Genomic DNA, 19,151 nt, shown 5'->3' with positions numbered 1-19,151 from the left:
CTACTCCAGACATAAAAAAACCTCGCATGTGCGAGGTTTTTTTTCGTCTGCGGATCAGTGCGCGTTAATCACAACCCACATTGGACCTTGTCCGACCGCATAGCGGCCTTTCTCTTCCAGCAGCCCCTGCACGCCTGTGATTTCATACAGCGCGATGTGGTGGGATTTCTGCCCCGCCGCAATCAGGTATTTGCCGCTGTGGTCGACGTTAAAGCCGCGCGGCTGGGTTTCTGTCGGCTGGAAGCCTTCAACTGCCAGGACGCTGCCGTCTTCTGAGACGCTGAACACGGTGATCAGGCTGGAGGTACGATCGCAGGCATACAGGTGACGGCCATCCGGCGTGATATGAATGTCTGCCGCCCAACGCGTGTCGGAGAAGTCAGATGGCATCATATCCAGCGTCTGTACGCACTCAATCTGCCCGTTAGGATCTTTCAGTTCCCATACATCTACCGAGCTGTTCAGCTCGTTAACGACATAGGCATACTGCTGATTCGGGTGGAAGACCATGTGGCGCGGGCCTGCCCCTTCCACGGTGGTGACTTCCGCCGGGCTTTGCGCGACCAGATGGCCGTCATCGCTCAGGGTAAACAGGCAGATGCGATCCTGCTTGAGCGCGGGCACCCACAGCGTACGGTTATCCGGCGAGATGTTGGCGGAGTGGCATCCTTCGAGCCCTTCGACCACATCGACGGTTTCAACGGGAATACCGTCTTCCAGGCGGGTAACGCTCACGCAGCCTGCATTGTAGGAGCCGCTGAAGATAAAGTTGCCTTTGTGGTCGGTAGAAATATGGGTCGGGCTGCCCGGCAGGGGGGCTTCTGCGGTATAGGTCAGGGCGCCATCATCCGGGGAGATGCGGTAGGCCAGCACGCGGAATTCCGGGCGCACGCCGACATAAAGAAAACGTTTATCCGGGCTGACGACCATCGGCTGAACCTGGCCTGGCACATCAACAACCTGAACCAGCGTAAGCGAACCTTCTGTATTCAAACGCCAGACATGGATCTGCTGACTTTCAGGACTGGCGGTATAAACGGTTTGTTTCATGAATACTCCTGATTATTTTTTAACGGTGAATGCTGAATTGTAGTCCGGGATTTTGCAGGGTTCCGCTCTCGGTGTACCATCCCGACAGACCTTAAATTCAACGTTAACCCGGAAGAAAAAATGACCTCGCGAGTGATTGCACTGGATTTAGACGGAACACTGCTTACCCCGCAGAAAACCCTGCTCCCCTCTTCCCTTGAAGCCCTCAAACGAGCCCAGGAAGCGGGGTATCAACTCCTCATCGTAACGGGTCGACATCACGTTGCCATTCATCCTTTTTATCAGGCACTGGGCTTAGATACACCTGCAATTTGCTGTAATGGCACCTATTTGTATGATTATCAGGCAAAAAAGGTTTTAACCTCCGATCCGCTTCCTGTTTCTCAGGCGCTGCAATTAATTGATTTACTGGATGAGCGCGCAATTCACGGCCTGATGTATGTGGATAACGCCATGCTGTATGAACGCCCTACCGGTCATGTGATCCGCACCAGCAACTGGGCTCTGTCCCTGCCGGAAGCGCAGCGTCCGGTGTTCACGCAGGTTGCCTCCCTGCGCCGGGCGGCGGAAGAGGTTGAGGCCATCTGGAAATTTGCCCTGACCGATGAGGACACCAGCAAACTCAATACCTTCGCGAAGCATGTCGAGCATACGCTGGGTCTGGAATGTGAATGGTCCTGGCACGATCAGGTGGATATCGCCCGCAAAGGCAACAGCAAAGGCAAACGTCTGACCCAGTTCGTTGAATCTCAGGGCGGATCGATGCGCGACGTGATTGCCTTTGGCGATAACTATAACGACATCAGCATGCTGGAAGCCGCCGGCACGGGCGTGGCGATGGGCAACGCCGATGACGCGGTGAAAGCGCGTGCTGACGTAGTAATTGGCGATAACACCACCGACAGCATCGCGCAGTTTATCTACACCCACCTGCTGTAATCAGGCGGTGATGGAGACGCTCTTGATTTGCGCGTAAAGCCACAGGCCAGGCCTGATGCCTAACTCATCCCTGGCCCACGGGCTGATGCGCGCCCACAGCGTTCTGCTGCCCACTTCCAGCTGCACTTCTACCTGGCCGTTATCATCAAAACACTGCGCCACTTTTGCGCGCAACACATTGCGGATACTGGTTTGCAGCGGCGGTTGCAGGACCAGTGAGACATCTGACGCCTGAATGCGGATACGTAACGTCGACTGAATCGGCGTGTCGATTTTGTTAACCCACAGATGCTGATCGCCCAGCGCCAGGGCGGTCATCGCATAGTGCGGATGGTGCTCCAGTACGCTCACCTTCAGAATGCTGCTCTGCTGCTCCTTTGGCAGCCACGGGTGCATAACGCTGCTGCCCCACACCTCTTCGAGATTACCGAAGGCCTTCACCCTCCCCGCTTCCAGCACCAGCACTTTATCGGCCAGATGTAAGATCTCATCCAGCGAATGGCTGACGTACAGCATGGGCACGTTGATTTCCCGCGCCAGACGTTGCAGGTACGGCAGCAGCTCGCGCTTGCGCGGAATATCCAGCGAGGCCAGCGGCTCATCCAGCAGCAGCAGTTCCGGCGCGGTTAACAGGGCGCGGCCAATCGCCACGCGCTGTTTTTCGCCCCCCGACAGCGAAGACGGCAGACGATCCAGCAGCGATTCGATACCCAGCAGCGCCACCAGCTTATCGAACTGTCCGGCCATGCTTTTTGCCATGCCGTAGCGCAGGTTACCGCGCACGCTGTAGTGCGGAAAGAGGCGCGCATCCTGAAATACATAGCCGATGCGGCGCTTGTCCGGTGACAGGCAAACCTTCTTTTCCGCGTCGTTTAAGACGCGGTTATTTAGCACAATGCGGCCAGATTGGGGGCGCGTCAGGCCGCTAATCGCATTTATCAGCGACGTTTTTCCCGCCCCGGAAACGCCAAAAATCGCGGTGATACCGCTGGCAGGCAGCGTTTCGTTCAGCGTCAGGGTGTGGTTGCCCAGGGTTTGCGTAAAGTTGAGTTCCAGCATCACGGTTTCCCCATCCGTTCACGGCTGAGGCGCGCCAGCCACTCCGACACCAGCAGCGAGACCAGGGCGAGCACAATCGAAATAATACACAGACGGGCCGCCGCACCTTCGCCGCCCGGCGTCTGAATCAGGGTATACATCGCCGACGGGATGGTCCGCGTCTCGCCCGGAATGTTTGATACAAAAGTAATAGTCGCACCAAACTCGCCCAGCGAGCGGGCGAAGGCCAGCACCGTACCGACGATAATGCCCGGTAACGTGAGCGGCAGGGTGATGGTCAGAAATACCCGCCAGCGGCCTGCGCCCAGCGTGCGGGCGGCCTGTTCCAGCCGGATATCCACCGCTTCCAGTGCCAGACGAATTGCGCGCACCATCAGCGGGAAGGACATCACCGCCGCGGCAAGCACCGCGCCGCGCCAGCTGAAAGCAAAGGTCAGGCCAAACCAGTCGTACAACCATTCGCCGATAACGCCGCGTCGCCCCATGGAGATCAGCAGCAGATAGCCGACCACCACAGGCGGCAAGACGAGCGGAAGATGAAGAACACTGTCGAGCAGGGCTTTGCCTGGAAACTTCACGCGAACCAGTAACCAGGCAAAGAACACCCCAAAGGGCAAACTCAGCGCAACCGCCAGGGAAGAGACTTTCAGGCTCAGCAGCACGGCTTGCCATTCAGGTTCGGTCAATATCATTCGTGAGTCGTAAATCCGTAACGTTTAAAGATAGCGGACGCTTCCGGCCCCTTCAGGTAGTCAACGAAGGCCGTCACGGTCGCATTTTTATGTCCATCAACTATCGCAACAGGATATTCCACTTTCTTATGCGAGTCTTCCGGGAAGGTACCCACTACCTTCACGCCTTTACTGGCGACGGCATCGGAGCCGTAAACAATCCCGAGCGGGGCTTCGTTACGCTCCACCAGCGCCAGCGCGCCACGCACATCTTCTGCGGGTGCCAGCTTAGGCGATAAGGTCTCCCATGCGCCCAGCTTTTGCAGCGCTTCCTTCGCATAAATTCCGGCAGGAACATGCTCCGGATCGCCCACCGCCAGACGGCCACCGTTCAGCAGACGGGTCCAGTCCGTCTGTTTGTTAATGGCAATGTCGCCCTGCTTGCTGTTTGCGGGCGCGACCACCACCAGGCTATTGCCCAGCAGCGTTTCGCGGGTAGCCGTTTCAACAGACTTTTTGTCCACCGCATAATCCATCCATTTCTGATCGGCAGAGATGAACAGATCCGCAGGCGCCCCCGCTTCGATCTGGCGGGCCAGCGTGGAAGAGGAGGCAAATGACGAGACAACCTCGACGTTTTTCTCTTTTTTGTATTCCGCAGCAATAACCTGCATCGCGTTAGTCAGCGACGCCGCCGCAAAGACCGTGATTTTTCCTTCATCCGCCAGCGCGTGGCCGGTGAGTGAGAGTGTCAGCGTTGCCCCTGCGAAAAGGCGTACCCATGAACGTGCCATTTGAAGCTCCTTTGCGTTTCGTTATATACAAATAAATATAACGATATATCACAGGCGTTCATAGCGTTAAATCGTACCCATTAGTGCGTAAACTCAAGGAACGTTGTAAAAGATATCGGCGGGAGAGAAATAAACTTGAGAGCAAAACGCCCGGACTGACCGGGCGTTTTGGAGGAAATCATTGCTGCTTTTTAGGCTGGTCACGACGATGACCAATGTTCGAAAAGACGTTGAACACTTCACCCAGGCCGTAGATGGCACCGAGGATGATAGCCATCACTACTGGCACCATGATTACCGCGAATACCAGACTTTTCAACAACTCTAACATGGTTTTCTCCAGATCTTGTGAACGGCTTATTCTACCCTGAAAAGTAAGAAAAACATCCCCTTTTGTGCGGTGCGCTTTTCGCATCAGGGCATTTGGGTCACAATAGCCTTTTTGCCGGGACCCCGTTATGCAGGCTGAAATTCTCCTCACCCTACGCCTTCAGCAGAAGCTTTTCGCCGATCCGCGACGCATCGCCCTGTTAAAACAAATAGAACAAACTGGCTCGATTAGCCAGGGCGCCAAAAACGCCGGTATCAGCTATAAAAGCGCCTGGGATGCGATTAACGACATGAACACCCTGAGCGAACAAACGCTGGTTGACCGCGCCACAGGCGGAAAAGGCGGCGGCGGCGCCGTGTTGACGCGTTACGGGCAACGTCTGATCCAGCTCTACGATTTACTGGCGCAGATCCAGCAAAAAGCCTTTGATGTGTTGAGCGATGACGACAATCTGCCGCTGGACAGCCTGCTGGGCGCCATCTCCCGTTTTTCATTACAGACCAGCGCCCGCAACCAGTGGTTTGGTACAGTGACGGGACGCGACCATTCGCAGGTGCAGGAGCATATTGAGATCCTGCTCGCGGACGGTACGACGCGCCTTAAAGCCGCCATCACCGCGCAAAGCGGTCAGCGCCTCGGGCTGAACGAAGGGCAGGAGGTGCTGGTATTACTTAAAGCGCCCTGGATCGGCATCGCGCTTAACCCTGAGCAGGCCGCAGAGGCCGACAACCAACTACGCGGTGAAATCAGCCACATTGAACGCGGCGCAGAACAGTGTGAAGTGCTGATGACCCTGCCGGATGGACAGTCGCTCTGCGCCACCGTTCCGGTGAACGACGCGGCTAAATTAGTCGAAGGTGCTGTAGTGACCGCATATTTCAATGCCGACCGGGTAATTATCGCCACATTATGCTAAGCGCATTGACAACCCTGACGACTCTGGGTATCCCTGACATCTGTTGCTGCAAAAAATGGGATAACACATGTCATCATTGCATATTTCGCAAGGCACGTTTCGTCTTAGCGATACCCGTACCTTATCGCTGCCAGAGTTAACCTTGCGCGCCGGAGAAAGCTGGGCGTTTGTGGGCACGAACGGCAGCGGAAAATCGGCGCTGGCCCGCGCCCTGGCGGGTGAATTAACCCAGCTGGAGGGTGAGCGTCGGTGCACGTTTACCCGGCTGACGCGCCTTTCCTTCGAACAGCTGCAAAAGCTGGTCAGCGATGAGTGGCAGCGTAACAATACCGATTTGCTCAGCCCCGGTGAAGAAGATACCGGCCGCACGACGGCGGAGATTATCCAGGATGAAATCAAAGACCCTGCCCGCTGCCAGCAGCTGGCGGAGCAATTTGGCATTACCGCCCTGCTTAACCGCCGTTTCAAATACCTTTCTACCGGCGAGACGCGCAAAACGCTGCTGTGCCAGGCGCTGATGAGCGAGCCGGAACTCCTGATTCTGGATGAGCCGTTTGACGGGCTGGATGTGCAGTCCCGCGCGCAGCTGGCCGCGTTGCTGGCAACGCTTAACCAGCAGGGATACACGCTTGTGCTGGTCCTTAACCGCTTTGATGAGATCCCTGATTTCGTCCATTATGCGGGCGTGCTGGCTGACTGTAGCCTGACCGAAACCGGCGAGAAAGCCGGACTGCTCCGGCAGGCGCTGATTGCGCAGCTGGCGCACAGCGAAAAGCTGGACGGTATCGCCCTGCCGGAGCCGGATGCGCCATCGGCGCGCCACGGGCTTGATCCCGATCAGCCGCGCATCGTGCTGCGCGATGGCGTGGTTGCCTACGACGATCGCCCTGTTCTTAATCACCTTAGCTGGACGGTTAATCCCGGTGAGCACTGGCAGATCGTCGGCCCCAACGGGGCGGGTAAATCAACGCTGCTGAGCCTGATCACCGGGGATCATCCGCAGGGATACAGCAACGATCTGACCCTCTTCGGTCGTCGTCGAGGCAGCGGGGAAACCATCTGGGAGATCAAAAAGCACATCGGCTATGTCAGCAGCAGCCTGCATCTGGACTACCGCGTCAGCACTACGGTGCGCAACGTGATCCTGTCCGGTTTCTTTGATTCTATCGGTATTTATCAGGCGGTATCGGACAAGCAGCACAAGCTGGCGCAGGAGTGGCTGGATATTCTGGGCATGGATCATCGGGTAGCCGATGCGCCCTTCCACAGCCTGTCGTGGGGGCAGCAGCGGCTGGCATTAATCGTACGCGCGCTGGTCAAACACCCTACGCTGCTGATTCTGGACGAACCGTTGCAGGGACTGGATCCGCTTAACCGACAGCTGATCCGACGCTTTGTGGATGTACTGATTAGCGAAGGTGAAACCCAGTTGCTGTTTGTCTCCCACCATGCTGAAGACGCCCCGTCCTGCATGACCCATCGGCTGGAATTTGTGCCTGACGGGGAGCATTACCGCTACCTGCTGAGCAAAATCGATTAACCCGTGGAGGGCGCCGCCCTCCGCTTTTCAGACAACCCGCAACAATACTTCTCTATCTCTTTGATCTAAAATGCACGAAGTCTGTGAAAAAGCGCGTGTGAAACCCTGTGTAAACGATACCACTATTTTATCCCATGTCACACTTTTCGCGTCTCTGATATGCTATGGTTAATTCATACCATAAGCCTAATGGAGCGAAATATGCGAGTTCTGGTAACAGGTGGTAGCGGTTACATAGGTAGTCATACCTGTGTGCAACTGCTGCAAAGCGGTCACGACGTCGTCATTCTTGATAACCTGTGCAACAGTAAGCGCAGCGTGCTGCCGGTCATTGAACGCCTTGCGGGAAAACAGCCGACTTTCGTGGAAGGTGATATTCGCAATGAAGCATTGATGACTGAAATCCTTCACGATCACGCGATTGAAACCGTTATCCACTTCGCAGGCCTGAAAGCGGTGGGCGAATCGGTAGCAAAACCGCTTGAGTACTATGACAACAACGTCAACGGTACCCTGCGTCTGATCTCCGCCATGCGTGCGGCAAACGTGAAAAACTTTATCTTCAGCTCCTCCGCGACCGTCTACGGCGACCAGCCAAAAATTCCTTACGTTGAAAGCTTCCCGACCGGTACGCCGCAAAGCCCGTATGGCAAAAGCAAGCTGATGGTGGAGCAGATCCTGACCGACCTGCAAAAAGCCCAGCCTGAGTGGAGCATTGCGCTGCTGCGCTACTTCAACCCGGTTGGCGCGCATCCGTCAGGCGATATGGGCGAAGATCCGCAGGGCATTCCTAATAACCTGATGCCGTATATCGCGCAGGTGGCCGTGGGGCGTCGCGACTCACTGGCGATTTTTGGTAACGATTATCCCACCGAAGACGGCACCGGCGTGCGCGATTACATTCACGTGATGGATCTGGCCGACGGCCACGTGGCGGCGATGCAGCAGCTGGCAGATAAACCGGGCGTGCATATTTACAACCTCGGCGCCGGCGTCGGCAGCAGCGTGCTGGATGTGGTGAATGCCTTCAGCAAAGCCTGCGGCAAGCCGGTGAACTACCACTTCGCGCCGCGCCGCGATGGCGATCTTCCGGCTTACTGGGCCGATGCCTCCAAAGCGGATAAAGAGCTTAACTGGCGTGTCACCCGCACGCTCGATGAAATGGCACAGGATACCTGGCACTGGCAGTCACGCCATCCGCAGGGCTATCCGGACTAAGGATTTGTCATGACGCAATTTAATCCCGTCGATCACCCGCATCGTCGTTTTAACCCGCTCAGCGGGCAATGGATTTTAGTTTCACCGCATCGCGCCAAGCGCCCCTGGCAGGGGGCGCAAGAGACGCCTGCAAAACAGACGCTGCCACAGCACGATCCGGACTGCTTCCTCTGTCCGGGCAACACGCGCGTGACGGGCGATAAAAACCCGGACTACAAGGGCACCTTCGTTTTCACAAACGATTTCGCGGCGCTGATGACCGACACGCCGGACGCGCCGGAAAACCACGACCCGCTGATGCGCTGCGAAAGCGCTCGCGGCACCAGCCGCGTGATCTGCTTCTCTCCCGACCACAGCAAAACGCTGCCGGAGCTGAGCGTTGAGGCGCTGAAAGAGGTTGTCAGCACCTGGCAGGCGCAAACGGCGGAGCTGGGCCAGACCTATCCGTGGGTGCAGGTGTTTGAAAACAAAGGCGCGGCGATGGGCTGCTCTAACCCGCACCCGCACGGCCAGATCTGGGCGAACAGCTTCCTGCCGAACGAAGCCGAACGTGAAGACAGGCTGCAAAAAGCCTATTTTGCAGAGAACGGGTCGCCAATGCTGGTGGATTACACCCAGCGTGAGCTGGCGGACGGCAGCCGCACCGTGGTGGAAACCGAGCACTGGCTTGCCGTGGTGCCGTACTGGGCGGCGTGGCCGTTTGAAACGCTGCTGCTGCCAAAAGCCAACGTCCAGCGCATTACCGACCTCAGCGACGCGCAGAAAGACGACCTTGCCCTGGCGCTGAAAAAACTGACCAGCCGTTACGATAACCTCTTCCAGTGCTCCTTCCCCTACTCCATGGGCTGGCACGGCGCGCCGTTCAACGGCAAAGAGAATCAACACTGGCAGCTGCATGCGCATTTCTACCCGCCGCTGCTGCGCTCAGCAACGGTACGTAAATTCATGGTGGGCTATGAAATGCTGGCGGAAACCCAGCGCGACCTGACGGCGGAACAGGCGGCAGAACGTCTGCGTGCCGTTAGCGACGTCCATTACCGCGAATCAGGAGTCTAAAAATGAATCTGAAAGATAAAACACAATCCCTGTTTGCTGAAAAATTTGGCTACCCTGCCACCCACGTTATTCAGGCGCCTGGCCGCGTTAATTTAATTGGCGAGCACACCGACTATAACGACGGTTTTGTGCTGCCCTGTGCCATTGACTACCAGACGGTGATCGGCTGCGCGAAACGTTCAGATCGTATGGTGCGGGTGATCGCCGCGGATTACGGCAACGAAATGGACGAATTTTCCCTCGACGCGCCGATCGTGACCCACGACAGCCAGCAGTGGTCGAACTATGTGCGCGGCGTGGTGAAGCATCTTCTGAAGCGTAACAAGGATTTCGGCGGGGCCGACATGGTCATCAGCGGCAACGTGCCGCAGGGAGCAGGATTGAGCTCTTCTGCATCGCTGGAAGTGGCGGTCGGCACCGTTTTCCAGCAGCTTTATCATCTGCCGCTGGACGGCGCGCAGATCGCCCTCAACGGTCAGGAAGCGGAAAACCAGTTCGTGGGCTGCAACTGCGGCATTATGGATCAGCTTATTTCCGCGCTGGGCAAGAAAGAGCATGCGTTGCTGATTGACTGCCGCTCGCTCGCCACCAAAGCGGTTCCGCTGCCAAAAGGTGCGGCGGTGGTGATCATCAACAGTAACTTCAAACGCACCCTGGTGGGCAGCGAGTACAACACCCGCCGCGAGCAGTGTGAAACCGGCGCGCGCTTCTTCCAGCAGCCGGCCCTGCGTGATGTTTCTCTCGATGAATTTAACAAGGTTGCCCACGAGCTGGATCCGGTCGTAACGAAGCGCGTGCGTCACGTACTGACGGAAAATGCCCGTACCGTAGAAGCCGCCTCCGCGCTGGCGAAAGGTGACCTGAAGCGCATGGGCGAACTGATGGCAGAATCGCATGCCTCCATGCGCGACGATTTCGAAATCACCGTGCCGCAAATCGACACCCTGGTTGAAATTGTAAAAGCCACGATTGGCGACAAAGGCGGCGTGCGTATGACCGGCGGTGGGTTTGGCGGCTGCGTCGTCGCCCTGGTGCCGGAAGAGCTGGTCCCTGCCGTTCAGGACGCCGTGGCGAAACAGTACGAAGCCAAAACGGGCATCAAAGAAACTTTCTATGTCTGCAAAGCATCACAAGGAGCCGGACAGTGCTAAACGAAATACCTACACTCGCACCGGATGGTCTGCCGTATCGCCTGTTAACCCTGCGCAACAGCGCCGGGATGGTGGTTACGCTGATGGACTGGGGCGCAACCCTACTTTCTGCCCGCGTCCCCATGCCTGACGGCAGCGTGCGCGAAACCCTGCTCGGCTGCGCATCCCCCGAGCAGTATATTGAGCAGAACGCTTTTCTTGGCGCGTCCATAGGCCGCTACGCCAACCGCATCGCCAGAAGCCGGTTTGAGCTGGACGGCGTAGAATATTCCCTGCTTTCAAGCCAGGGTGAAAATCAGCTGCACGGCGGTCCGGAAGGGTTTGATAAACGCCGCTGGAAGATTGTGCAGCAAAATGATGGTGAGGTCTGGTTCTCTCTGGACTCCCTCGACGGAGACCAGGGCTTCCCGGGCAATCTGACCGCAACCGCGCGCTTCACCCTGACCGGGGATAATCGCATCGCCATTGAGTACCGCGCGACGGTCGACAAGCCGTGCCCGGTCAACCTGACTAACCACGCTTACTTTAACCTCGACGGCAACCAGACCGATGTCCGTAACCACAAACTCCAGATCCTGGCGGACGCGTATCTGCCGGTCGATGAGATGGGTATCCCGTACCAGGGGCTGAAACCGGTAAGCGGCAATAGCTTTGATTTCCGTCAGCCGAAAACCATCGCCCAGGATTTTCTGAGTGATGACGATCAGCGCAAGGTGAAGGGCTACGACCACGCTTTCCTGTTGCAGGCGAAAGGCGATCTTTCTCAACCTGCCGCACAGGTCTGGTCTGCGGATGAGAAGTTACAGATGACGGTCTACACCACCGCCCCTGCCCTTCAGTTCTACTCCGGCAACTACCTGGAGGGCACCACGGCGCGTGAACATAACGACTACGCCGCCTGGCAAGGTCTGGCGCTGGAGAGCGAATTCCTGCCGGACAGCCCTAACCATCCAGAATGGCCGCAGCCGGACTGCGTACTGCGTCCGGGTGAAGAGTACACGAGCGTCACCGAGTATCATTTCATTCCGCGCGCTTAACGCCCGGCGGCGCTGCGCCTGCACGGGCCTATGAATGTAGGCCGGATAAGCGAAGCGCCGTCCGGCAAAAAAGCCAGGCCCTCACCGCGAGGGCTTTTTTATCTCCGCTTGCTGAAAATAGCGGCGATCGCAGACAAAATCATAACCCTGGATTCACATGCATCTTACACTCTCGAACTATTTTCGCTATGGTTAGGGTTAAGCGTTGCTGCTGGCACAGTCACGGCAATATAATGAGAATTGTTATCATTCAAAATGCTTGAGGAGTAAGAAATGGCTAATACTAAGCTTGTCCTGGTGCGCCACGGCGAAAGCCAGTGGAACAATGAAAACCGCTTCACCGGCTGGTATGACGTTGATCTGTCCGAGAAAGGCGTGAGCGAAGCAAAAGCGGCAGGTAAACTGCTGAAAGAAGAAGGCTTCACCTTTGACTTTGCTTACACCTCTGTGCTGAAACGTGCCATCCATACCCTGTGGAACGTTCTGGACGAGCTGGATCAGGCCTGGCTGCCGGTTGAGAAATCCTGGAAGCTGAACGAGCGTCACTACGGTGCGCTGCAAGGTCTGAACAAAGCGGAAACCGCAGAGAAATACGGTGACGAGCAGGTTAAGCAGTGGCGTCGCGGTTTCGCGGTAACGCCTCCAGAGCTGAGCAAAGATGACGAGCGCTACCCGGGTCACGATCCGCGCTACGCGAAGTTGACTGAGGCTGAACTGCCACAGACCGAAAGCCTGGCGCTGACCATCGACCGCGTGGTGCCTTACTGGAACGAAACCATTCTGCCGCGCCTGAAAAGCGGCGAGCGCGTTATTATCGCTGCTCACGGTAACTCCCTGCGCGCGCTGGTGAAATACCTGGACAACATGGGTGAAGATGAGATCCTCGAGCTGAACATCCCTACCGGCGTACCGCTGGTGTACGAGTTCGACGAGAACTTCAAACCTGTTAAACATTACTATCTGGGTAACGCCGACGAAATCGCTGCAAAAGCGGCGGCAGTGGCGAACCAGGGTAAAGCGAAGTAATTTTCGCCGGACATAAAAAAAGCGTGGAGCAATCCACGCTTTTTTATTGCCCGCGACAGACTTAGCCGCGACGCGCTTTTACCGCATCCGCCAGCTGGCGCAGGATCGCATCGGTATCTTCCCAGCCAATGCAGGCATCCGTCACGCTCTTACCGTAGACCAGCGGTTCGCTGCCCTCAAGATTCTGGTTGCCTTCCACCAGATGGCTCTCGATCATCACCCCAATCACCGCGCGTTCACCGTTGGCGATTTGCTGACAAACATCCGCCCCGACTTCCATCTGCTTTTTGAACTGTTTGCTGGAGTTCGCATGGCTGAAATCGATCATCACCTGCGGCGCCAGTCCCGCTTTCTCCAGACCCGCCTTCACTTCCGCCACGTGTTTTGCGCTGTAGTTAGGCTCTTTACCGCCGCGCAGAATGATATGGCAGTCGCCGTTACCGCTGGTATTCACGATAGCCGAGTGGCCCCACTTGGTCACCGACAGGAAGCAGTGCGGCGCGCCAGCCGCATTGATGGCATCAATCGCGACCTTGATGGTGCCATCCGTGCCGTTTTTGAAGCCGACCGGGCATGAGAGACCAGACGCCAGCTCGCGGTGAACCTGAGATTCCGTGGTGCGCGCGCCGATGGCGCCCCAGCTCATCAGGTCAGCCAGATACTGCGGCGTGATCATATCCAGGAATTCTCCCGCCGCCGGCAGCCCGCTGTCGTTAATTTCCAGCAGCAGCTTACGCGCAATGCGCAGGCCATCGTTGATCTGGAAGCTGTTGTCCATGTGCGGATCGTTGATCAGCCCTTTCCAGCCCACGGTGGTACGCGGTTTTTCGAAATAGACGCGCATCACGATTTCCAGTTCGTCCTTCAGCTCTTCACGCAGGGTGAGCAGTCGTGACGCGTACTCTTTGGCCGCAGCAGGATCGTGAATAGAGCACGGCCCGATCACCACCAGAAGACGATCGTCGCTACCTTTGAGGATCTTGTGGATCGCCTTGCGGGCATGAGACACCGTGTTGGCGGCATTTTCAGTGGCGGGGAATTTTTCAAGGAGCGCTACGGGAGGTAATAACTCATTGATCTCTTTAATACGTAAATCGTCGTTCTGATAATTCATCTTCTTTCCGGCTCTGCCATATCTTTAGTAATGAAAGCAATGCTTTCAATCTAACTTGTCGGCCTTGAAGTGTAAACGGGCTTTTACACTTCACGCAGATAATTCCTGGAATTCGCTTAAAATTCACCACAAAATAGCGAAAAATGAGATCTGGCCTAAACTTTTTACTTGTAACAGCTGAATTTAAATATTTATACGCGATTCCATTCTGCCCTCACGCAGAAATCCGGGATCTTTCGCCACTGAACAAGATGCACTGTTGGAGAATGTTATCCAGCGTAACGATAAGAACAGGAGCACCATGATGAAAATGACGAAACTGACTACGCTTTTCCTGACGGCAACCCTTACCCTGGCAAGCGGCAGCGTGCTGGCAGCCGATGCAGGTTCATCCGGCAGCAACGGTGACGCTAATGCTGCCGCCGAAGCAGGCCAGGTTGCGCCGGATGCAAAACAGAATATTGCGCCAAATAATGTTGATAACAGCAATATCAACACGGGCAATACTAACACCGGCGGTACGAATACCGGCACCATGAACCACGACGGCATGACCAACGATGAGGTTCATAAAAACTCGATGTGTAAAGACGGTAAATGTCCGGACCCCAATGACAAAGTGGGTAGCGATGCCAATACCAAAACGGACGGCACCACTCAGTAAGCCTGTCTAAGAAGAAATAAGGAGAGCGCATGCTCTCCTTTTTTATTTAAGCACTTAAAAACGCTACACTAAAAATAATAATAAATCAGGAAAGATATCATGGCGCATTCCCACTCCCATTCTCCCTCTTCCGGCGATGAAAACGCCAAACGGCTTCTGCTGGCATTTGCGGTCACCGCCACGTTTATGGTTATTGAGGTCATCGGTGGTCTTATTTCCGGCTCGCTGGCGCTGCTGGCCGATGCCGGACACATGCTTACCGATGCCGCGGCGCTGCTCTTCGCGCTGCTGGCCGTGCAGTTTGCCCGTCGCCCGCCCAATGCTCGCCACACGTTTGGCTGGCTCAGGCTGACCACGCTTGCCGCCTTTGTGAATGCGATTGCCTTAGTGGTGATTACCATACTCATCGTCTGGGAGGCTTTTCAGCGCTTTCGGCATCCTCAACCGGTAGCCGGGACAACGATGATGGTGATTGCCATTGCCGGCCTGGTTGCCAATATTCTGGCGTTCTGGATATTGCACCGCGGCAGCAGCGAAAAAAATCTGAACGTGCGGGCCGCGGCGCTTCACGTGCTCGGTGATTTGCTGGGTTCTGTTGGTGCGATTGTGGCCGCGCTGATCATTATGGGCACGGGCTGGACCCCTATCGACCCGATTCTTTCCGTGCTGGTATCGTGCCTGGTATTGCGCAGCGCCTGGCGGCTGTTGAAGGAGAGCGTAAATGAGCTGCTGGAAGGCGCGCCCACGTCACTGGATATTGGCGAACTGAAGCGCAACCTGAGTCGCTCCATTCCTGAGGTTCGTAACGTTCATCACGTTCACGTCTGGCTGGTTGGCGAAAAACCGCTTATGACGCTGCACGTTCAGGTTGTTCCGCCCCACGATCACGACGCGCTGCTTGAACGTATTCAGCATTTCCTTGAGCATCACTATGAGATTGCGCACTCCACCATCCAGATGGAGTACCAGCCTTGCAGCGGGCCAGACTGTCACCTTAACGAGGCGCAGTCCGGCCACTCACACGCACATTACCATTAACGTGAAAGCGCGCGAGAGCCATGCTCACGCGCGCTGTTAATCCACATGCGGCTGCCGTTGAGAGCAATGAAGGTCAGCAGCATGTACTCCAGCGACATGGCATAAACGCCCTGAAGGGCAAAAATCACCACGCTAATCACATTTATCACCACCCACAACAGCCAGTTCTCAACGTATTTACGCGTCATCAGGATCATCGCCGCAATCGACAGCACCATCATGCAGGAATCCCAGAACGGGAAGGCGTCCGGCTGAAGCTGTGGCAGGGTGACGTTCAATCCCAGCCCCGACATCACCGAGACCGCCACGCGCGTCAGGAAGGCAAATACCGGATCGATAAAGACGGTCATCAGGCCGATAGCCACCACGCAGGCCGCGAGCCAGGCGAGGGCTTTTGGCAACGGCAGCCAGCGGATTTGCAGCTCCGCCTCCTGCTGGCTGTTTTGCCGTGACCAGGCATACCAGCCGTAGATGTTGGCCGCGAAGAAGAACAGCTGTAGAAGCAGGCTGGCGTAGAGCTGGATCTGAAAGAAGATGATCGCAAACAGCGTAACGTTAATCAGCCCGAACGCATAGTTGCTGATCTTCTCAAGGCTGGCCAGCCAGATACAGAGTAAACCGGCCAACGTACCTACCGCTTCAATCCACGACAGGTCATAGCCGCCCGCACCGATGGGGATGTGAACCAGGATGTTCTGTGTACTAAAAAAATCCATTTTTTCTCCGGGGCGTAATAAGTTAAGTACGTAGTGTAGCCGCAAAATCCAGCATGCGGTTAAGCGGAATTAACGCGCCTTCACGCAGGGCAGCATCCACGTGGATCTCATGCGCAGCGCCACCGTTCTCCAGCCCCTCCGCAATGGCTTTTAGGCCATTCATTGCCATCCACGGGCAGTGCGCGCAGCTACGGCAGGTCGCCCCTTCTCCGGCGGTTGGCGCTTCAAGAAGCTCTTTTTCCGGCACGGCCTGCTGCATTTTGTAGAAGATACCGCGATCGGTCGCCACGATGAGCTGCTTGTGTGGCAGCGTTTTCGCCGCGTTAATTAACTGGCTGGTTGAGCCGACGGCGTCCGCCATCTCGACGATCGACTGCGGGGATTCCGGGTGCACCAGAATCGCGGCCTGCGGGTATAAGGCTCTCATCCGGGTCAGCGCCTGGGTCTTGAACTCATCGTGGACGATACAGGCACCCTGCCAGCACAGCACATCCGCACCGGTCTGTTTTTGCACGTAGTTTCCCAGATGGCGATCGGGCGCCCAGATGATTTTTTCACCCATGCTGTCCAGATGTTCAATCAGCTCAACGGCGATACTGGACGTCACTACCCAGTCTGCCCGGGCTTTGACGGCAGCGGAGGTGTTGGCGTAGACCACGACGGTACGGTCAGGGTGAGCATCACAGAAGGCGGTGAACTCATCAATCGGGCAGCCGAGATCGAGGGAGCATTCGGCATTCAGCGTCGGCATCAGAACCGTTTTTTCCGGGCTGAGGATTTTTGCCGTTTCCCCCATAAAACGAACGCCCGCAACGAGAAGCGTAGAGGCAGGATGTTTAGCGCCGAAACGCGCCATCTCCAGCGAGTCTGAGATACAGCCGCCCGTCTCTTCTGCCAGCTGCTGAATTTCCGGGTCAGTGTAGTAATGCGCCACCATCACCGCATCACGCGCTTTAAGAAGACGCTTAATTTTCTCACGATAGAACTGCTTCTCATCCCGGCTTAGCGGCGCTGGCTTCGGCGGGAAGGGATAAATTGCGGCTTCGGGATCAAACATCACACTCATTATGGCTTCTCGTTTTACTGGCTTAACAATATTGCCTTTGTTTTGCGGTAGATAGCAAAAATGACGGCAATGGTGTTTTGTATACTAAACAAGATAGCGAATATCAGGTGGAATGTCATCGGGAATTGGTGCCGGAAGTATTTGTCGGGTGGCGGCTTCGCCTTACCCGACCTACAAAGCACTGGGGAACGACAGATAGCAAAAAGGCGCCTTTAGGGCGCCTTTTTACATTGGTGGGTCGTGCAGGATGACTCGGCTTCGCCTCGCCCTTCGGGCCGTTGCTAAAGCAACGTTATCCTTCACGTTTAACATCTGAGTAAGACATTAAAATTGGTGGGTCGTGCAGGATTCGAACCTGCGACCAATTGATTAAAAGTCAACTGCTCTACCAACTGAGCTAACGACCCCTTACGGGATGTACTTCAAATCTATTCAGGCTGGTGGGTCGTGCAGGATTCGAACCTGCGACCAATTGATTAAAAGTCAACTGCTCTACCAACTGAGCTAACGACCCATTCGGGTGTTGCCTGAATTATCACTCGGAACCAATAAAATTGGTGGGTCGTGCAGGATTCGAACCTGCGACCAATTGATTAAAAGTCAACTGCTCTACCAACTGAGCTAACGACCCGAGTGGTGGGTGATGACGGGCTCGAACCGCCGACCCCCTCCGTGTAAAGGAGATGCTCTACCAACTGAGCTAATCACCCACTCTGTACTGCCGGAACTGCTTTAAGTGGTGGGTCGTGCAGGATTCGAACCTGCGACCAATTGATTAAAAGTCAACTGCTCTACCAACTGAGCTAACGACCCACTTTTGCGCTGCTTTCACGTTGTTTGATATCCCGTGGCAACGGCGGCATATATTACTGATTTAAGAATTCTGCGCAACAAAAATTTCGATGAAGATCACTTAACTGCTTAGGAATCATGCTGCACGACCAGAAATAACGCGATTTCTGGTCATGCGGTAATCAACCCATCGAACTTAAACGTTTTTGCGCTTGTTTGGCGCCGTCGGTGCCCGGGAATTTAGCAACCACCTGCTGATAAACCGCTTTGGCTTTAGCCGTGTCGCCTTTGTCCTGCATGATCACGCCAACTTTAAACATCGCATCCGGCGCTTTCGGTGATTTCGGGTAATTTTTCACCACAGAGGCAAAATAAAACGCCGCATCATCCTTTTTACCCTTGTTGTAATTCAACTGACCCAGCCAGTAGTTCGCATTGGGCTGGTAAGTGGAATCAGGGTACTTCTTCACGAAGTTCTGAAACGCAACGATAGCATCGTCCTGGCGCGATTTGTCCTGCACCAGGGCAATGGCCGCGTTATAGTCCGTATTCGCGTCACCGCTCTGTACAGGCGCTCCAGACGACGCTGAGGCATCTGCCGCTGGAGCAGGCGTCGCCGCACCGCTTTGATCGCCTGCTGCGGGCTGTGCAGCCGCACCGCCGCTGCTCAGGCTATCCATCTGCGACAAGATTTGCTTCTGGCGCTCCACAACCTGATTAAGCTGATACTGACTCTCCTGGATCTGACCACGAAGGGAATCGATATCGTTCTGGTTGTCGGAAAGTTGCTGCTGGAGTTGAGTTAAAAGCTGACTGTGAGCGTTAGAAATACGCTCGAGCTGAGTGACCCGGTCTTCTACCGAGCCTGAGCCGACACTACTGATTGGTGCCTGAGCAAAAGCGGCCCAGGGGGCCGCTATTCCAACCAGTAACGACAGACTCATCAGATGATGTCTGAAGTTACTGCTCATGC

General features: G+C 55.8%; 19 protein-coding genes and 5 tRNA genes. 10 read left to right on the top strand and 14 right to left on the bottom strand.

Annotation, left to right across the window (positions count from 1 at the left end; genetic code table 11):
* Positions 1 to 54: 54 nt before the first annotated feature.
* Positions 55 to 1,050: a 6-phosphogluconolactonase gene (gene pgl / locus E0L16_RS02135; protein ID WP_063449318.1), complete on the bottom strand. Its 996-nt coding sequence runs from the start codon at positions 1,048 to 1,050 to the stop codon at positions 55 to 57.
* 120 nt (positions 1,051 to 1,170) lie between these two features.
* On the opposite strand from pgl, the gene E0L16_RS02130 reads away from it, so the two are divergent.
* Positions 1,171 to 1,989, top strand: a complete 819-nt coding sequence (locus E0L16_RS02130; protein ID WP_131636203.1) for a pyridoxal phosphatase — start codon at positions 1,171 to 1,173, stop codon at positions 1,987 to 1,989.
* On the opposite strand, the gene modC is transcribed toward E0L16_RS02130, so the two are convergent.
* From modC to E0L16_RS02110, 4 genes are all read right to left on the bottom strand, one after another.
* Positions 1,990 to 3,048, bottom strand: a complete 1,059-nt coding sequence (modC, locus tag E0L16_RS02125) for a molybdenum ABC transporter ATP-binding protein ModC (RefSeq protein WP_112792583.1) — start codon at positions 3,046 to 3,048, stop codon at positions 1,990 to 1,992. It abuts the gene before it with no gap.
* On the bottom strand, positions 3,048 to 3,740 hold the full coding sequence (gene modB, locus E0L16_RS02120; protein ID WP_063866136.1) for a molybdate ABC transporter permease subunit: 693 nt from the start codon (positions 3,738 to 3,740) through the stop codon (positions 3,048 to 3,050). Before modB ends, modC begins: the two co-directional genes overlap by 1 nt.
* A complete protein-coding gene (modA, locus tag E0L16_RS02115; protein ID WP_131636202.1) occupies positions 3,737 to 4,513 on the bottom strand; it encodes a molybdate ABC transporter substrate-binding protein in 777 nt (258 codons plus the stop codon). The genes modB and modA overlap by 4 nt, the downstream gene beginning before the upstream one ends.
* 178 nt (positions 4,514 to 4,691) lie before the next feature.
* Positions 4,692 to 4,844, bottom strand: a complete 153-nt coding sequence (locus tag E0L16_RS02110) for an AcrZ family multidrug efflux pump-associated protein (protein WP_003858549.1) — start codon at positions 4,842 to 4,844, stop codon at positions 4,692 to 4,694.
* A gap of 127 nt (positions 4,845 to 4,971) precedes the next feature.
* On the opposite strand from E0L16_RS02110, the gene modE reads away from it, so the two are divergent.
* From modE to gpmA, 7 genes are all read left to right on the top strand, one after another.
* On the top strand, positions 4,972 to 5,760 hold the full coding sequence (modE, locus tag E0L16_RS02105; RefSeq protein ID WP_131636201.1) for a molybdenum-dependent transcriptional regulator: 789 nt from the start codon (positions 4,972 to 4,974) through the stop codon (positions 5,758 to 5,760).
* A gap of 67 nt (positions 5,761 to 5,827) precedes the next feature.
* Positions 5,828 to 7,300, top strand: a complete 1,473-nt coding sequence (gene modF / locus E0L16_RS02100; protein ID WP_131636200.1) for a molybdate ABC transporter ATP-binding protein ModF — start codon at positions 5,828 to 5,830, stop codon at positions 7,298 to 7,300.
* A 201-nt stretch (positions 7,301 to 7,501) separates the two neighbouring features.
* Positions 7,502 to 8,518, top strand: a complete 1,017-nt coding sequence (gene galE / locus E0L16_RS02095; protein WP_063449325.1) for a UDP-glucose 4-epimerase GalE — start codon at positions 7,502 to 7,504, stop codon at positions 8,516 to 8,518.
* Positions 8,519 to 8,527: 9 nt separating this feature from the next.
* Entirely contained in the window at positions 8,528 to 9,574 is a 1,047-nt protein-coding gene (galT, locus tag E0L16_RS02090) for a galactose-1-phosphate uridylyltransferase (protein WP_131636199.1), read from the top strand.
* Between the two features lie 2 nt (positions 9,575 to 9,576).
* Positions 9,577 to 10,725, top strand: coding sequence for a galactokinase (galK, locus tag E0L16_RS02085; protein ID WP_131636198.1), 1,149 nt, complete (start codon positions 9,577 to 9,579; stop codon positions 10,723 to 10,725).
* A complete protein-coding gene (gene galM, locus E0L16_RS02080) occupies positions 10,719 to 11,762 on the top strand; it encodes a galactose-1-epimerase (RefSeq protein ID WP_063866128.1) in 1,044 nt (347 codons plus the stop codon). The genes galK and galM overlap by 7 nt, the downstream gene beginning before the upstream one ends.
* 273 nt (positions 11,763 to 12,035) lie before the next feature.
* On the top strand, positions 12,036 to 12,788 hold the full coding sequence (gene gpmA / locus E0L16_RS02075) for a 2,3-diphosphoglycerate-dependent phosphoglycerate mutase (protein ID WP_006809557.1): 753 nt from the start codon (positions 12,036 to 12,038) through the stop codon (positions 12,786 to 12,788).
* A gap of 61 nt (positions 12,789 to 12,849) precedes the next feature.
* Here gpmA and aroG read toward each other — a convergent pair whose 3' ends face one another.
* Entirely contained in the window at positions 12,850 to 13,902 is a 1,053-nt protein-coding gene (gene aroG / locus E0L16_RS02070; protein WP_107534944.1) for a 3-deoxy-7-phosphoheptulonate synthase AroG, read from the bottom strand.
* Positions 13,903 to 14,206: 304 nt separating this feature from the next.
* Between aroG and E0L16_RS02065 the strand changes: the two genes are divergently transcribed.
* Both E0L16_RS02065 and zitB read left to right on the top strand, forming a co-directional pair.
* On the top strand, positions 14,207 to 14,566 hold the full coding sequence (locus E0L16_RS02065) for a protein YbgS (RefSeq protein ID WP_063449330.1): 360 nt from the start codon (positions 14,207 to 14,209) through the stop codon (positions 14,564 to 14,566).
* 99 nt (positions 14,567 to 14,665) lie between these two features.
* Positions 14,666 to 15,604 (top strand): CDF family zinc transporter ZitB, encoded by a 939-nt coding sequence (gene zitB, locus E0L16_RS02060; RefSeq protein ID WP_131636197.1) that lies wholly within the window; start codon positions 14,666 to 14,668, stop codon positions 15,602 to 15,604.
* Here zitB and pnuC read toward each other — a convergent pair.
* The 8 genes from pnuC to cpoB form a co-directional block, all read right to left on the bottom strand.
* Positions 15,601 to 16,320 (bottom strand): nicotinamide riboside transporter PnuC, encoded by a 720-nt coding sequence (gene pnuC / locus E0L16_RS02055; protein ID WP_131636196.1) that lies wholly within the window; start codon positions 16,318 to 16,320, stop codon positions 15,601 to 15,603. The genes zitB and pnuC overlap by 4 nt on opposite strands.
* A gap of 22 nt (positions 16,321 to 16,342) precedes the next feature.
* The gene (gene nadA, locus E0L16_RS02050; RefSeq protein WP_131636195.1) at positions 16,343 to 17,386 is read right to left on the bottom strand and encodes a quinolinate synthase NadA; all 1,044 of its coding nucleotides are present in this window, start codon (positions 17,384 to 17,386) and stop codon (positions 16,343 to 16,345) included.
* A gap of 331 nt (positions 17,387 to 17,717) precedes the next feature.
* Positions 17,718 to 17,793 (bottom strand) — tRNA-Lys (locus E0L16_RS02045).
* A 31-nt stretch (positions 17,794 to 17,824) separates the two neighbouring features.
* Positions 17,825 to 17,900, bottom strand: a tRNA-Lys gene (locus E0L16_RS02040).
* A gap of 41 nt (positions 17,901 to 17,941) precedes the next feature.
* Positions 17,942 to 18,017: transfer RNA gene (locus E0L16_RS02035), tRNA-Lys, on the bottom strand.
* Between the two features lie 3 nt (positions 18,018 to 18,020).
* A tRNA-Val gene (locus E0L16_RS02030) sits at positions 18,021 to 18,096 on the bottom strand.
* Positions 18,097 to 18,123: 27 nt separating this feature from the next.
* Positions 18,124 to 18,199, bottom strand: a tRNA-Lys gene (locus tag E0L16_RS02025).
* A gap of 161 nt (positions 18,200 to 18,360) precedes the next feature.
* On the bottom strand, positions 18,361 to 19,149 hold the full coding sequence (cpoB, locus tag E0L16_RS02020; protein WP_063449334.1) for a cell division protein CpoB: 789 nt from the start codon (positions 19,147 to 19,149) through the stop codon (positions 18,361 to 18,363).
* Positions 19,150 to 19,151: the final 2 nt, after the last annotated feature.

This window comes from Enterobacter quasihormaechei (assembly GCF_004331385.1).
GTDB classification, from domain to species: domain Bacteria; phylum Pseudomonadota; class Gammaproteobacteria; order Enterobacterales; family Enterobacteriaceae; genus Enterobacter; species Enterobacter quasihormaechei.
This window is presented reverse-complemented; position numbering and strand designations above follow the sequence as displayed.

Excerpts from the sequence above, each read along its gene's own strand:
- zitB (WP_131636197.1), top strand. The coding sequence starts at position 14,666 with ATGGCGCATTCCCACTCCCATTCTCCCTCTTCCGGCGATGAAAACGCC.
- modF (WP_131636200.1), top strand. The coding sequence starts at position 5,828 with ATGTCATCATTGCATATTTCGCAAGGCACGTTTCGTCTTAGCGATACC.
- galT (WP_131636199.1), top strand. The coding sequence starts at position 8,528 with ATGACGCAATTTAATCCCGTCGATCACCCGCATCGTCGTTTTAACCCG.
- E0L16_RS02065 (WP_063449330.1), top strand. The coding sequence starts at position 14,207 with ATGAAAATGACGAAACTGACTACGCTTTTCCTGACGGCAACCCTTACC.
- galE (WP_063449325.1), top strand. The coding sequence starts at position 7,502 with ATGCGAGTTCTGGTAACAGGTGGTAGCGGTTACATAGGTAGTCATACC.
- E0L16_RS02130 (WP_131636203.1), top strand. The coding sequence starts at position 1,171 with ATGACCTCGCGAGTGATTGCACTGGATTTAGACGGAACACTGCTTACC.
- pgl (WP_063449318.1), bottom strand. The coding sequence starts at position 1,050 with ATGAAACAAACCGTTTATACCGCCAGTCCTGAAAGTCAGCAGATCCAT.
- pnuC (WP_131636196.1), bottom strand. The coding sequence starts at position 16,320 with ATGGATTTTTTTAGTACACAGAACATCCTGGTTCACATCCCCATCGGT.
- modE (WP_131636201.1), top strand. The coding sequence starts at position 4,972 with ATGCAGGCTGAAATTCTCCTCACCCTACGCCTTCAGCAGAAGCTTTTC.
- aroG (WP_107534944.1), bottom strand. The coding sequence starts at position 13,902 with ATGAATTATCAGAACGACGATTTACGTATTAAAGAGATCAATGAGTTA.
- galK (WP_131636198.1), top strand. The coding sequence starts at position 9,577 with ATGAATCTGAAAGATAAAACACAATCCCTGTTTGCTGAAAAATTTGGC.
- gpmA (WP_006809557.1), top strand. The coding sequence starts at position 12,036 with ATGGCTAATACTAAGCTTGTCCTGGTGCGCCACGGCGAAAGCCAGTGG.
- E0L16_RS02110 (WP_003858549.1), bottom strand. The coding sequence starts at position 4,844 with ATGTTAGAGTTGTTGAAAAGTCTGGTATTCGCGGTAATCATGGTGCCA.
- modA (WP_131636202.1), bottom strand. The coding sequence starts at position 4,513 with ATGGCACGTTCATGGGTACGCCTTTTCGCAGGGGCAACGCTGACACTC.
- cpoB (WP_063449334.1), bottom strand. The coding sequence starts at position 19,149 with ATGAGCAGTAACTTCAGACATCATCTGATGAGTCTGTCGTTACTGGTT.
- modB (WP_063866136.1), bottom strand. The coding sequence starts at position 3,740 with ATGATATTGACCGAACCTGAATGGCAAGCCGTGCTGCTGAGCCTGAAA.
- modC (WP_112792583.1), bottom strand. The coding sequence starts at position 3,048 with ATGCTGGAACTCAACTTTACGCAAACCCTGGGCAACCACACCCTGACG.
- nadA (WP_131636195.1), bottom strand. The coding sequence starts at position 17,386 with ATGAGTGTGATGTTTGATCCCGAAGCCGCAATTTATCCCTTCCCGCCG.